The sequence below is a fragment of the Rhizorhabdus sp. genome (assembly GCF_018006725.1).
GTDB lineage: Bacteria > Pseudomonadota > Alphaproteobacteria > Sphingomonadales > Sphingomonadaceae > Rhizorhabdus.
Map to the genome: position 1 here is coordinate 1 of NZ_JAGMXV010000156.1, position 11,774 is coordinate 11,774.

Here is an 11,774-nt window from a genome sequence, read left to right on the forward strand (position 1 = left end):
AGGTGAAATCGCCTGACCTGGACGGCATGTGAACGATCCTATGGGAGCAAATTCCTGCCGTTCGCTCTGGCAATCCGCCGGTCTTGCGGTATGATTGTGCCTGAAGCGGTGAGGGGGCGACGATGCGGAAAACAGCCGGTGCGGGGATTGCCGATAAAATCGGTGGCTCCCTGGTCGCCGTCGCCGACGATGACCTCCTTCGGCGTCTCAATGCGGACCGGGCGGCCAACGGCCGGCCGCCGGTCTCGGCCGAGGAAATGTACGGTCTGCTGGCAGAGCTCCGCCGGCATGGCCTCGTCTCCGGCGGCTGGAAGCTCAGCTGATCGACCGCTCCCGGATCTATTTTTTGGGCCGGCCGACCGGGGCCCTGCCGCCGCCGAGCACCAGGGCGAGCTTGACGAGCTTCGAGCGTACCGTCGCATCGGGCACGGCATTGATGATGGACGCCAAGGCGCGGTCCGCTTCCGTCAGCACCTCCGCCGGCGCGGCCTCGGCGGCGTCAGCGTACAAATCGGCCACGTCGACGCCGAGCTTGCGCGCTATCAGGAAGAGTTGCCCGCCCGTGAAGGCCCGCTCGCCCGTCTCGCATTTTTGCACGAGCTGATAGACGCAGCCGAGGAGCAGCGCGAGGTCGTCCATCTTCAAGCCGGCCGACATGCGCCGCGCGCGCACGGCGGCGCCGATCCGCGCGTCGAGGTCGTCGGCAGCCTGCGCGGCAGGATTGTCGCGATTTGGCCGCCTTCCGAGCCTGCGTGCTTTCGTAGGCTCCTCGCTCACGGTCGGTCTATCTCCCTGGTTTGCCTTCACGGCCGGGCCTTAACGCGATCAAGGTGCATCGTTGCAAATCTACTACCATTGCGAGCGCTATCCGCAATCCCCGTGGCCCCAACCCGCTGTGCGGTGGCGCACTATTACACGATTTGGCTGAGAGGCGCAGATATCTGTTTAACGTTTGCGCTAAATCGTCTGTTTCGAGCGCCGAGCTCCCCACTAAAACGTTGCGGCTGTTCTTTACTCGTCAACGATAAGTAGATGGGGTTTCACCTCAAGCGCAGCGGCGATGCGCCATAAGGTTTCGATGGTCATAGAGCATTCAGCCCGCTCCACCCGGCCGACATACGTCCGATGCAGGCCTGCGAGAAACCCTAGTTTTTCTTGCGTGAGGCGTCGTTTTCTGCGCCAGATCCGGACATTTCGGCCCACGACTTTTGCAGCTTCGGAGACTTCGGTCATGCGTCATGGGTGCGGTGAAACCGGCCCCCACGTCGACAGCGTAAACGTAGCAAAATTGGTCGATTGGTTGCCGATGCAACTTTCCGGCATGGTGCGACATCGCGGGCGCGCCGATCGTTTTTGTCGTCGTGCGGCAACCGATGGCCGCCGAATCGGATGAAGATCGGAACGGCACCAGGCTGGAGGCAGAAGGCGTGCGCGATGCCGCTCGGCGTCAGCGCTGGTCAGTAAGCGACGATCCGAGGATCGAGCCCAGCCAGAAGGGCCTGCCTGGGAGGGCAGAGGCTGTGCTGGCCGGCGCCGATCTGCCATTCGCAGTCCTGGGCCCGAGGACAGTCGAAGTGCCGGGGAACACGCTGCAATCGCGTGGCCAACCTCGGTCCGAGTTGAACCACCAGCTGTCCGGCCAGAGCAATCGCGATCTGCTCGGTGTCCGCGGCAGCGGCATCGCAAACCATGCGGCCGAACCAGGCGCACCCGTCAAGATCTTCCGCATCCCGGCGGCGAGGGCAGGGGGCGTTCGCCTGTCCGGTCCAAGCTGATCCGCCCGCGGCGAATAGAGGGCACATGGTTGCAGGACAGAAGGTGTTCGCTGCGGTATCTGTCGCAGGGGCGGTCATCCCGCGGTCAGTCGGCTGCGGCGAGCCCGGCGAGCAGCTCAAGCGCCAGAATTCCGCGTGGCTGCGCGCCGTCGACCGATACCTGGTAGCGAATGGGACTGGCAGCGAAACCGAGCGTGAGGAGCACCGGCTCGTCGCCGGCGGCTTCGATCGCCCAGAGCACGTCGCGCCCCACCGGCTTGCCCGAGGCCATCGCCACCGCCATCGCGGCCCGGTCGTCCAGCTGCAGGCCCCGGGGGCCAGCCAGCCGATGCTGCAGGATAGTCGTCGCCGGTCGCTCGCCGGAGATATCAGGGGGCGATCGGCGACGCATGTGGCGTCCCATGGTCGGGCGAAGGCCGCGAGGCGCCGCAGAGCCCGCCGTCTGCACGCCGACGATCGCCGAGAATGCAGCGATGGCGCCGGTGAGCGCTTCTGCGCTCAGCTCGGCGCGACCACACAGGAGAACGGCGGCCGCCGCCACCGCGCTCACGCGGCCGCTCGACGCCGCCGTCTCGTTCGCTGCACGCATGGTCTGTTCATCGGTCATCTTCCTCGCTCCTCAAAAGGCCATATAGGAATATAATCGGATAACAAATCTTATGGAAAATAGACCGCGTATTTGCAACCATACTGTGCGATCAGCCAGGCAGTCTCGGTGAGACGATAGGCAAACGATCCTATCTGTCAAGTGATCCGCGCAGCACGTTCGTCACCCGGCTGCCGGGCTGCTCACGGAACTGGCGGTCCTGCTCGATATCGCTGAAGCGCCGAATCTTGCCCGACTTCATCTCCGCGATGATCTGCGCGGTGATCCTGGCGAAGGGCGTCGAAGCCGGCTGCTCCGCCTCTGATGTCGCGTCATCGACCATGATCGCCTCGCAATGCGGAATATACAAATAGTATATTTATGGATACTTTTAGTATCCAGTCAACGGGATTGGTCGGGCAAAGTGCCAGCCGCGCGGATTCGATCGTTCGCCAACCGCAATCGACGAAGCCTGTGGAGAACGCTGCATCCGTCAGGGCATCGGGTGCCGGAAGGAAGAGATATTGGGGCTCGGGTCCGGGCGGTGGCGGCGCCTGTGCACCCTGTAGCGGCCGCTGTCCGACCCGCCCCTGCCCTCTTCCCGCGCTCACTCGGCCGTGAGCCAGGGGCAGCGTTGCCAGGCGGAGGCCTATGCTCGGTCGACCGTGGTAGGCTTCCTGCGGAGGGCCGGGCGACTGCCCGCGGAGGCCCCGGATGCCGAGGGAGCAAGGCGCACCCCTGCCCCCCCATCCAGGGAGCGGGCGCCGGCGAAGATGAATTCGACGCCGGCGTTCGCGAACGCTTGCCTTATGGCGTCATGCGTCGACGAGTGGCCGCCGCCGCGCAGCTCGATCTTCTTGACCGTGATCTCCGAGATCCCCGCTGCGGCCGCCAGCTCGCGCTGAGACCAATTGAGAAGAGCACGGGCTGCTCGAATCTGGGGAGGGTGGAGCATCGGCCCGGTATAGGGAGCCGGTCCGCGGCGGGCAACTGGCATATACGTCTCGTATCCGGCGGGATCCCTCAAAACATATCCTCAAGGGATCCGGAAGGATACCAAACGTATACGGACGCGCTCGTTTCTCAAAAAAAGTTTGGGGAACGACGACAATTCGGCGTGGCCGAACGTCCTGAACCCAGCGCTGGGATCGCCAGCATGGCGCCGGGAGGGCGGGATGGCTTCAGAAATTGGGCGTATGGGCCGGGCTCCGGCCGGGCCTGGGACCGACATGGCTTGGTTCGACGTAACGACGGCCTGGCAAGGCCTTCCCGCCGACCAGCAGCGGGTGATCGGCGCGGCCGCGATCGCGGCCGGCCTGGGTGGAAATGGCGCCATGGAAGGGCGTCGGCCCGCGGTGGGGTTCGCCGCAGCCCCGGTCGAAGCCGCGATCCTCCTCGGCAGGGCCGTTGCCGCGGCACTGCCCGGTCCATTCGCCGAGGGCGCGCTGCCCGACCTGGCAGCCCTCGGGATCCGCACCTGCCGGCGCTGCGGTTGCACCGAGCAATGCGCCTGTCCCGACCGATGTGCCTGGGCGGAGCCCGATCTGTGCACCAGCTGCTGCACCCCGCCTCGCCGGCGGGTCGTGCGGCGGCGGGCCGCAAAGGGTGCGCGGTCATGACCCCGACGGCAATGGAAACGCCGTTGTCGATCGGGCCGGGCGCCGGCGACCACCTCTATCGCCGCCAGCCCCACAACATCGAGGCCGAGCAGGCGCTGCTCGGCGCCATCCTGACCAACAACGAGGCCCTCGCGCGCGTCCAGGGCTTCCTCCTGGCCGAGCATTTCTTCAACCTCGCGCACCAGCGAGTCTATCGCGCCGCGGCGAAAGTCGTGGAGCGCGGGCAGATCGCCAACCCTGTCACCCTCAAGACGCTGTTCGACCGCGACGAGGCGCTGCAGGAACTGGGCGGGGCAAGCTATCTCGCCCGCCTGGCCGGTGCCGCGATCACCATCATCAATGTCGTCGAGTATGGCCGGCTGATCCACGACCTGGCCGTCCGCCGCGAGCTGATCCGCGTCGGCGAGGAGATGGTCAACAACGCCTACGACGCGGCACTCGAGGTCGCCGCGAACAGGCAGATCGAGCAGGCCGAGGCCAAATTGTTCGCCCTGGCCGAGACCGGCCGGTCGGATCGCGGTTTCGTCAGCTTCAAGGAATCGATCAGACAATCCCTCGAACGGGCGGAAGCAGCCCTGGGCAGCGGCGGCGTCTCGGGCATCACCTGCGGGATGGCCGACGTCGATCGGATGCTCGGCGGCTTCCACAGTTCGGATCTGCTGATCCTCGCCGGCCGCCCATCCATGGGCAAGACCGCGCTGGCCACCACCATGGCCTTCAACGCCGCCCGCATCTGCCAGGAGACCGGCGGGCGCGCCGGCGCCGGCGTTGCGTTCTTCAGCCTGGAGATGTCGGCCGATCAGCTGGCGACCCGCATCCTGGCGATGCAGGCGGAGATCCCGTCGGAGAAGTTCCGCAAGGGCGACATGACGGACGACGAATTTCAGGCCCGGCTGATCCCGGCCGCACAGCTCGTCGAGCAGATTCCCTTCTTCATCGACGACACCGGGGCCATCCCGATCCCGACGCTGCGCGCGCGTGCCCGCCGGCTGAAGCGCCAACATCCCGAGATCGGGCTGATCGTCGTCGACTACCTGCAGCTCGTCCGGGGATCCTCGAGCCGGGGCAACGAAAACCGGGTGCAGGAGGTTTCCGAGGTGACCCAGGGCCTGAAGGCCCTGGCAAAGGAGCTTGATGTCCCCGTGCTCGCCCTCTCCCAGCTCTCCCGCCAGGTGGAGCAGCGGGAGGACAAGCGGCCGCAGCTGTCGGACCTGCGGGAATCCGGTTCGATCGAGCAGGACGCCGACGTCGTGATGTTCGTCTACCGCGAGGAATATTACGAAATGCGCAAGCAGCCGGCCATGGGCACGCCGGAGCATGTCATCTGGCAGGAAAACATGGACCGGATCAGCGGCCAGGCCGAGCTGGTGATCGGCAAGCAGCGCCATGGCCCGATCGGCAACGTCGTCATGCGGTTCGAGTCCCAGTTCACCAAGTTCTCGGACTATGACGCCGGCGGGCGATGAGGCGCGCCACGCCTATCGGCGTGATTGCGGCGATGGTGATCGCGATCGCCGCCGGCCGCGCATCCGGGGCGAATCCGGCCCAGGCGGACGCGCTCGTCGACCGGTTGCTCTCGACCTGGTCGAGGCGCGTGATTGCCCTGCCCCCGGCTGATGTTCCGGACGACAGCCTGGGTGACCTGCTGGAGACCCTTGCGCTGCTCGGCCCGGTTGGGCCGGGCGCGCAGCGGCCGGTGCGAGGGCCGCTGATCCCGCTTACGGCCTCGATCAGGATCGACGCGCTTTCCGCGGATCTCAGCGAAATTTCTGGGCAGATCTATTCCGGCGTTCGCCTGTCCTGCCGGCTTGAACGCGCGCTTTCCGGCCCGCTGCTGGAAGACTGGCTCGATTGGCCGGAACCGCCGCCGGCAGGCGCGGCCGCGGGCGCCGGGCTGGTGGTCGGGGTGATCGAAGGGTGGGTTCACGGGGCGACGTGGGACGGTGCCCAGCTCGCCCTCGCGGGCAGTCGCTGCAGGCTGCTGGTCGTCCACTACACGGACGGCTTCGACAGCATGCCTCAGGGCGAGAAGTGAAACGACGCTCGGGCCACCGGTTGCGACAATAAGAGATATCTGCTAAATCACCTTTAATAGATATCTATTAAAGGTGATGAGGAGATATCGCGTTGCCTCCTGAAGAGATATCCGTTAAATCCCGGAAAATGGCTCGACCTAAGGTATTCGTCGACAATATGCCGTTCCGGGACCGGGAAGGCACTTTTGCGTCGATGGATGATGTCCTGGTCTCTGATCTGGGAGAAGACCGGATCTCCTTGCTGCGCATGGCGCTTGCCGTGGAGATCGCGCGGCGGCACCGCGAGACGCCCGAACAGACGAGGCGGCGCATCGAGGCCTATCGCGCCGATATCGACGAACAGGCGGCCAGCCAGCGCCGCGGCAAACCGAAATCGGCGCGCGGCCGATAATTCGGGCTATCCGCATCCCCGAACGAGACCTGCGCGCCGCCGCCGGTGGCGGGCGATCGCGCATCAGGCCGGGCGCTCGCGGAAGAGCGCACACCGATAACAGATATCCGCCATTGCGATTTAGGAGATATCTGGCAATGTAAGCCAGGCGGGCTCGTTTGGGGTGTCAAGGGTGCTTCTCGACAACCCATGCTTGACGCGGAACATCCGTACGATACTGTGCGCGTTCAGTTGCTTACGAACGCTTCAGTTTTCGTCACTCGGCTTGGGCTGTCCGTGGTGGACAACCCGCCAGGCCCCAGCCCAGTTCCTTCCGCCGATGTTCGACCACCGCCGACCTTCGACCATTGATTGGCCGCCTGCACTCGAGAGGATCGTCATGAATTTTGCCCTTGGGCACATCACTGCGGGCCTTGCGGCCCTGGCTGTCGTGGCCTCGGCCGCCGGGCCCGTAGAGGCCGATACCCTGGCGCTGGGCGCGCCGGGGGCCCTTTACACCTTTGACACGGCGTCCGGCGCGACAACCCCGCTTGGCGTGGCCGTCAGGGGAAACGTTACCGGCTGGGCGGCACCGCGGCCAGTCAAGCAAACGGCCGATGGCGCGCTGATATGTACCGCCGACTCGTCGGGAGCCTACTGCATCAACGCCGCGACCAAGGCGCTGGCGGGATCGGTGACAACCACGCTCAGCCAGCCTTACGGCTGGGACGTCGGGCAGGACGGCCGTCGGCTGGTCGCCGCCGGGAGCTTCTCCATCAACGGCTCGAACCAGCAGGGCGTGAGAATCGTCGACCTGACGACGGGTGGGGACGTCGCGACGCTGGGCTATGAGACCTACGCGGTCGCGATCTCGCCGTCGGGCCTCACCGCGACGGCACTGGTCCAGGATATCAGCGATACCAGCGCCATCTTCGCGGGCAAGATCCCCTATATGCTGGCCACCATCGATCTGGCCAGCGGCAATGTCACCAGGACTGCGCCTCTCAAGGCTGCCGACGGATCGCGCGTCTATGGTCCATGGGCGCTTCATGGCCTGGCCGATACCGGGGCCGGCAGCTTTGTCCTGTGGAACAAGGGCTCCTTCGTCATGCTGGTGTCGGCCGACGGCAGTGTGTCCAAGTCGATCGCTGCCGCCGGCGTCAATGTCCTGGTCATGGCCGCCGATGGGGCCGCCGCCTATGTCGCGAACGGCACCACGGCTCAGCGGATCTCGCTGGCCAGCGGGAGCGTGACGAACGACTACGCCGACGGCCAGGTCACCGGCGTGGCGGTACCGGCCACCGCCGACCGGCTCTACACGACAGGTCCCGTCGGCGGATTGCCCGCGGCAACGGTTGGAACCTGGACCGTGTCCTCCGGGACGCTGGCCTTGCGCCAGGCCACGGCCGACGCGGCGATCACCTCGGTCTCGGCCGTTCCCCCGGTTCGCCAGCTTGCGCTCCCCGAAACCGGATGGTGGTGGAATTCCGCGTCCGCCGGCACCGGCTTCTCGATCGAATGTTCGTCAGCCCGGAAGTGCTTCATCGGCGACTTCACCTATGTCGCCGGCGGCCAGGCCGTGTGGTATGTGACCTCGTGCGAGCTGACCTCGGCCAATACATGCACCGGCACGATCGACGCCTATCGCGGCGGCATCACGCTGGGAGGAACCTATCAGGCGCCGACGGGAACTGCGGGCGCGGCTGGAACCATGTCGGTCTCCTTCACCAGCTCGACTGCAGCCACGGTGACCGTCACCGGCAGGACGCCATTCCAGATCAGCAGGTTCGCGATCAACGGATCGGCGATCGGCGCCGCCCCCTCCTTCGCGCCGCAGAACGGCTGGTGGTGGGCCGCTGACGAACCCGGACGGGGATGGTTCATCGAAACCCAGAACCAGGTCGTCCAGTCAGGCACAACCTATGGCCAGCTCTATCTCGCCGGCTACATGTACGAGACCGACGGTCGATCGGTCTGGTACCTGGCCCAGGGCCTCTATACCGCGGTCGGAACCTTCGGCGGCACGATTCCGCTATTCGAAGGGGCCCTCACCGAGTTCGCCGGCGGCCCGCCCCTGACCGGCGGCAGCGGGACCGGCGTAACGGTGGCGGGCGGACGCGGCGCGACCACGGTGCAGTTCGCTTCGGCGACCGCCGGGACGATCAGGCTCCCGAACGGCCGGACCATCCCGATAACGCGCTTCGCCATTCCCTGAACTTCCGACTCTGCTCCGCCCTCCGCGGCCCGCCGATGACGAGGCGGGCCGCTCTTTTGACGCTGGTCGGAAACTGGCGCCAATGTAGGCTCGGCGCCGGATCAGGAGGGATGCAATGTCCAGCACGTTCGACGATCAGGACCTCGATCAGCTTTTCGCCGGCAACGGCGTGGTCGAGCTCCTATTCGACGAGAGCGACCGTCCCAGGCTCGAAGCCGCTATCGGCCGCCTGCTGCTGGCCCACAATCAGCTCGAGCAGATATTGCTATGGATCCGCAAGTCGGCCGGCGTCGGGCCCAACGATCCTGATTTCAAGCGGTTCGCGCGCGAAAGCTTTCGGGACAAAGCCAAGTTCCTGCGCAAGACGGTGGTGCCCGAGATCGACCCGTTGCATCAGGGGGATGCGGATGCGCTATTCGATCGTATCCTGGCCGTGACCCGGGTCCGCAACTTGGCAGCCCACGGCTGGGCGCCCGAAGATCCGGATGAAGGCGCGCCGCCTGGCGCAGCGCTCCTAGGGGTCGACTTCAAAGGATCGGTGGCGTCATTGACCGTCGAGGAGATCGAGAGCGCCGGTGCGGACGCGGTGGATCTGTGCTGGCGGTTGCCGAATTTCCTGGTCGCGTTCGACTACCTCTGAAAGCCGTCTCCCATTGACCGGCGCCAAGCAGGTGAGGTCACCACCAGCGCCGGTATGCTCTGAAGCCCTTGCGCCCGGCCCTGATCCGGCCGCGCCAGGCGAGCTTGCGAACGCCGTTGCGCTGCAGCCGCGGCCGCAGGGGCCCCCTGATATAGTCGGTCCGGTATTCGAGCTGGTGCCTGCAGGGCGGGATATGGATCAGCGAGCGCGGCCGCGGCTGCAGTTTGTCCAGGATCAGCCAGCCATAGGCCGTTGCCGTGCTGGCCAGCCGATCGAGCCGGCCCTCGACCATGGCGACCCGTTCGACGAACTGCGCGAAGGTGTAGTTGTCCTGGTAGGGCTGGTAGATGGCCTCGTAGCGGCCGATGCCTTCGAGGACCTGCGTGCGGGCAACCACGGCCACGCCCCGCTCGGCCACCGCCAGGGCGACCCTGATGAATTCCTCGAGCAGCCGGAACGGCGGGTTGGCAATCACCCAGTCGACCCGCTCGGCGCCGGCCGGACGCGCGGCTCCGCGCTCCAGTGACAGGAAATCGAAGGTCGAGCCAAGCGCGGTGTACTGCACGATATCGGTCGCGATCACCCGGGCTGCGTATTCCTTGAGCGGACGGACCATGTTGCCCCGGTTGCAGGTCGGCTCCCATACCGTCATGCCGGCCAGGTCGATCACGCCCTCGCAAAGCGCCCTGGTCGCGAATGGATAGGTGGGGAAGTCGTCGAGGCCGTCATGACCAAGATGGCGCTGGGCCATGACGGCATAGGGGAGGCTCGCGCGCTTCCGCGCAGGCGCCGATTTCCGCGATGGGCGCGCTGACCCGGCCGGAGCCGCGACCCCGCGGGGCACCCTGATGCTGGGGCTGGTGCTCATCGCGGCGGCTCTGCCGGCGATAGGGCTCGCACTACGGATCCGCCGTCATTGCATTTCACGACGAGCAGCGGCCGCACGAACGCCGGCGCCTTGCCCGCCGCGCTAGGCAGCGTCTCGATGACGTAGGCTGTCTTCGTCATGCCTGCCCCCCGTGGATGCGTCCGACCTGCCCCGGAAGCGACGGCAACGGCGCCACAGCGTCGACGCGCTCCTCTAGGCGAGGCGCACCGCGCCGGCGGGCGGTCAGCCCCAGATGGGAGGCGATCCGCCGCACAACGCTCTTTCCGCGGCCAAGCTCCCGGGCGATCACGTCCTCGATGGTGCGCCCATAGTGGGCCTTCAGATAGGCAAGCTCCTCGGCGCTCCACCTGGAAGCAACCAGGTCGATAGGGCCTTGATCGGGCTGGGGGGGCCTCTCCCGCAGCAGCCACTTGATGGCCACGGCGGGACGCGGCGGAAAGCCCATGCCGGCGAGCTTCCGCGCAATGTCATCGTGGCCCGCATCAGCTGTGGCCAGGTCGAACGCGGCGACGACTTCCTCGAGGCTCCAGCGGGGATCGGGCTTGATTCCCTCATGAATGCCCAGCGCCCGTTTCATGCGCGAGAAGCGCATGTTGATCGCCACCGGCCTGTATTGCGGGAAACCCTCCTCGTGGAGCTGCTGGGCGACTTCGCGCCAGGTCAGGCTTGCCCGGCGGAGCTCCATCATCCGGTCAAACTCTTGCCTTGCGCTTCGGGGCCGTCCGTCCCGCATCTGGTAGCCGAGCCGTGTCATCGCGGTTTTGACCTTGCGCTTGTTCCAACCGCGATACCCGCCGAGCTTCAGAGTTTCGGTGATTTCCGCGTAGCCCAGGCCAGCGTCGAGAGCGCTCCGGAGCAGCTTGTCGCCCTCGTCGCTCGCTTGTGTCTTCGCCACAGGGTTGCTGGCGCGCGATTGTCCTAGACGCCGGCATCTGATTTCGATCGCGTTCGCTGTCAGGCGCGGGAATCCCTGGTCGACCAAACGATCGGCGATTTCCCGATAGGAATGCCCGGCCGCAAGCAGGTCCAGCATCGGGATCGTCGAAGGATCAAGTTTTGGCCACAACTGAAGATCGGGGCTCTCCAGCAGGCTGACGACGGCGTCATTTGCGCGCTCACGATATCCGGCCGAGATCAACGCCTTGACGATGGTCGCCACGCCGCGCGTCTGCAACGCCATCGCGATCTTGATTTCTCCAGCTTTCCAATCCGGATGGGTAGCGAGCTGGTCACGATTTCGGGCCGCGACCTGTGCGGCCTCCTGGGTTCCGCCTCTGTATCTGCACCACATCGCGGCGAGGGTCGGGCCGTTTTGAACCGCGCCTCGCTCTTGCGAGAGCGTCGCTGCGACCTGGGACCAGGAGAGCCTTGCGCGGCGCAGCGCGCCGATCCGGTCGAGCACCAGGTCGCGCCGCTGAACAGCCTCCTCCTGCGCCTTCTTCCTCACCGCCTTCCGCGCGACCGCGATCACTGCGGCTTCAGGGCAGCCGGCCCTGTACCTGGTCCACAACTGGCAGGCCGCCTCGCCGGTCATGTTTGCCAGCCCCTCTTGCCTGAGGCTCGCCGCCACCTGTCCCCAGTACAGTCCGTCGCAGCGAAGCGACGTGATCCGGTCAAGCAGGTGATCCCGCCTCTCGGTGCGGG

General features: G+C 66.1%; 16 protein-coding genes. 8 read left to right on the forward strand and 8 right to left on the reverse strand.

Going from position 1 to position 11,774, the window contains the following annotated elements; all coding sequences use genetic code 11:
* The first annotated feature begins 122 nt into the window (after positions 1–122).
* Positions 123–323, forward strand: coding sequence for a hypothetical protein (locus KAY22_RS18610; protein WP_296624787.1), 201 nt, complete (start codon positions 123–125; stop codon positions 321–323).
* 16 nt (positions 324–339) lie between these two features.
* Here the strand turns inward: KAY22_RS18610 and KAY22_RS18615 are convergent, their stop codons facing one another.
* Both KAY22_RS18615 and KAY22_RS18620 read right to left on the reverse strand, forming a co-directional pair.
* On the reverse strand, positions 340–777 hold the full coding sequence (locus tag KAY22_RS18615; RefSeq protein ID WP_296624788.1) for a helix-turn-helix transcriptional regulator: 438 nt from the start codon (positions 775–777) through the stop codon (positions 340–342).
* 234 nt (positions 778–1,011) lie between these two features.
* On the reverse strand, positions 1,012–1,233 hold the full coding sequence (locus tag KAY22_RS18620; protein ID WP_296624789.1) for a helix-turn-helix transcriptional regulator: 222 nt from the start codon (positions 1,231–1,233) through the stop codon (positions 1,012–1,014).
* 140 nt (positions 1,234–1,373) lie between these two features.
* On the opposite strand from KAY22_RS18620, the gene KAY22_RS18625 reads away from it, so the two are divergent.
* Positions 1,374–1,775, forward strand: a complete 402-nt coding sequence (locus KAY22_RS18625) for a hypothetical protein (protein WP_296624790.1) — start codon at positions 1,374–1,376, stop codon at positions 1,773–1,775.
* Between the two features lie 85 nt (positions 1,776–1,860).
* Here KAY22_RS18625 and KAY22_RS18630 read toward each other — a convergent pair whose 3' ends face one another.
* The 3 genes from KAY22_RS18630 to KAY22_RS27975 form a co-directional block, all read right to left on the reverse strand.
* Complete coding sequence (locus tag KAY22_RS18630) at positions 1,861–2,382, reverse strand: hypothetical protein (protein ID WP_296624791.1); 522 nt, start codon at positions 2,380–2,382, stop codon at positions 1,861–1,863.
* A gap of 130 nt (positions 2,383–2,512) precedes the next feature.
* Positions 2,513–2,704: a hypothetical protein gene (locus KAY22_RS18635; protein ID WP_296624792.1), complete on the reverse strand. Its 192-nt coding sequence runs from the start codon at positions 2,702–2,704 to the stop codon at positions 2,513–2,515.
* Between the two features lie 306 nt (positions 2,705–3,010).
* Positions 3,011–3,358, reverse strand: a complete 348-nt coding sequence (locus KAY22_RS27975) for a helix-turn-helix transcriptional regulator (protein ID WP_366514108.1) — start codon at positions 3,356–3,358, stop codon at positions 3,011–3,013.
* Between the two features lie 232 nt (positions 3,359–3,590).
* Here KAY22_RS27975 and KAY22_RS18640 point away from each other — a divergent pair, with 232 nt between their 5' ends.
* The 6 genes from KAY22_RS18640 (at position 3,591) to KAY22_RS18665 (ending at position 9,241) form a co-directional block, all read left to right on the forward strand.
* The gene (locus KAY22_RS18640; protein ID WP_296624793.1) at positions 3,591–3,980 is read left to right on the forward strand and encodes a hypothetical protein; all 390 of its coding nucleotides are present in this window, start codon (positions 3,591–3,593) and stop codon (positions 3,978–3,980) included.
* A gap of 11 nt (positions 3,981–3,991) precedes the next feature.
* Positions 3,992–5,446 carry a replicative DNA helicase gene (locus tag KAY22_RS18645; protein WP_296624801.1) on the forward strand — a complete coding sequence of 485 codons (1,455 nt, stop codon included), beginning with the start codon at positions 3,992–3,994 and terminating at the stop codon, positions 5,444–5,446.
* A 32-nt stretch (positions 5,447–5,478) separates the two neighbouring features.
* Positions 5,479–6,015 (forward strand): hypothetical protein, encoded by a 537-nt coding sequence (locus tag KAY22_RS18650; RefSeq protein ID WP_296624794.1) that lies wholly within the window; start codon positions 5,479–5,481, stop codon positions 6,013–6,015.
* 92 nt (positions 6,016–6,107) lie between these two features.
* A complete protein-coding gene (locus tag KAY22_RS18655; RefSeq protein WP_296624795.1) occupies positions 6,108–6,407 on the forward strand; it encodes a hypothetical protein in 300 nt (99 codons plus the stop codon).
* A gap of 379 nt (positions 6,408–6,786) precedes the next feature.
* Positions 6,787–8,601: a hypothetical protein gene (locus tag KAY22_RS18660; RefSeq protein WP_296624796.1), complete on the forward strand. Its 1,815-nt coding sequence runs from the start codon at positions 6,787–6,789 to the stop codon at positions 8,599–8,601.
* Between the two features lie 115 nt (positions 8,602–8,716).
* Complete coding sequence (locus KAY22_RS18665) at positions 8,717–9,241, forward strand: hypothetical protein (RefSeq protein ID WP_296624797.1); 525 nt, start codon at positions 8,717–8,719, stop codon at positions 9,239–9,241.
* 37 nt (positions 9,242–9,278) lie between these two features.
* On the opposite strand, the gene KAY22_RS18670 is transcribed toward KAY22_RS18665, so the two are convergent.
* The 3 genes from KAY22_RS18670 to KAY22_RS18680 all read right to left on the reverse strand — a co-directional run.
* Entirely contained in the window at positions 9,279–9,992 is a 714-nt protein-coding gene (locus KAY22_RS18670; RefSeq protein WP_296624798.1) for a hypothetical protein, read from the reverse strand.
* 113 nt (positions 9,993–10,105) lie between these two features.
* Positions 10,106–10,249, reverse strand: coding sequence for a hypothetical protein (locus tag KAY22_RS18675; RefSeq protein WP_296624799.1), 144 nt, complete (start codon positions 10,247–10,249; stop codon positions 10,106–10,108).
* A partial coding sequence (locus KAY22_RS18680; RefSeq protein WP_296624800.1) for a hypothetical protein occupies positions 10,246–11,774 on the reverse strand: 1,529 nt, incomplete at its 5' end. The genes KAY22_RS18680 and KAY22_RS18675, both read right to left, overlap by 4 nt.

What these genes read in the sequence shown, in the direction of transcription:
- KAY22_RS18610 (WP_296624787.1), top strand. Translation starts at nt 123, where the DNA reads ATGCGGAAAACAGCCGGTGCGGGGATTGCCGATAAAATCGGTGGCTCC.
- KAY22_RS18620 (WP_296624789.1), bottom strand. Translation starts at nt 1,233, where the DNA reads ATGACCGAAGTCTCCGAAGCTGCAAAAGTCGTGGGCCGAAATGTCCGG.
- KAY22_RS18645 (WP_296624801.1), top strand. Translation starts at nt 3,992, where the DNA reads ATGGAAACGCCGTTGTCGATCGGGCCGGGCGCCGGCGACCACCTCTAT.
- KAY22_RS18665 (WP_296624797.1), top strand. Translation starts at nt 8,717, where the DNA reads ATGTCCAGCACGTTCGACGATCAGGACCTCGATCAGCTTTTCGCCGGC.
- KAY22_RS18630 (WP_296624791.1), bottom strand. Translation starts at nt 2,382, where the DNA reads ATGACCGATGAACAGACCATGCGTGCAGCGAACGAGACGGCGGCGTCG.
- KAY22_RS18640 (WP_296624793.1), top strand. Translation starts at nt 3,591, where the DNA reads ATGGCTTGGTTCGACGTAACGACGGCCTGGCAAGGCCTTCCCGCCGAC.
- KAY22_RS27975 (WP_366514108.1), bottom strand. Translation starts at nt 3,358, where the DNA reads ATGCCAGTTGCCCGCCGCGGACCGGCTCCCTATACCGGGCCGATGCTC.
- KAY22_RS18670 (WP_296624798.1), bottom strand. Translation starts at nt 9,992, where the DNA reads ATGGCCCAGCGCCATCTTGGTCATGACGGCCTCGACGACTTCCCCACC.
- KAY22_RS18635 (WP_296624792.1), bottom strand. Translation starts at nt 2,704, where the DNA reads ATGGTCGATGACGCGACATCAGAGGCGGAGCAGCCGGCTTCGACGCCC.
- KAY22_RS18625 (WP_296624790.1), top strand. Translation starts at nt 1,374, where the DNA reads ATGGCCGCCGAATCGGATGAAGATCGGAACGGCACCAGGCTGGAGGCA.
- KAY22_RS18660 (WP_296624796.1), top strand. Translation starts at nt 6,787, where the DNA reads ATGAATTTTGCCCTTGGGCACATCACTGCGGGCCTTGCGGCCCTGGCT.
- KAY22_RS18650 (WP_296624794.1), top strand. Translation starts at nt 5,479, where the DNA reads ATGGTGATCGCGATCGCCGCCGGCCGCGCATCCGGGGCGAATCCGGCC.
- KAY22_RS18675 (WP_296624799.1), bottom strand. Translation starts at nt 10,249, where the DNA reads ATGACGAAGACAGCCTACGTCATCGAGACGCTGCCTAGCGCGGCGGGC.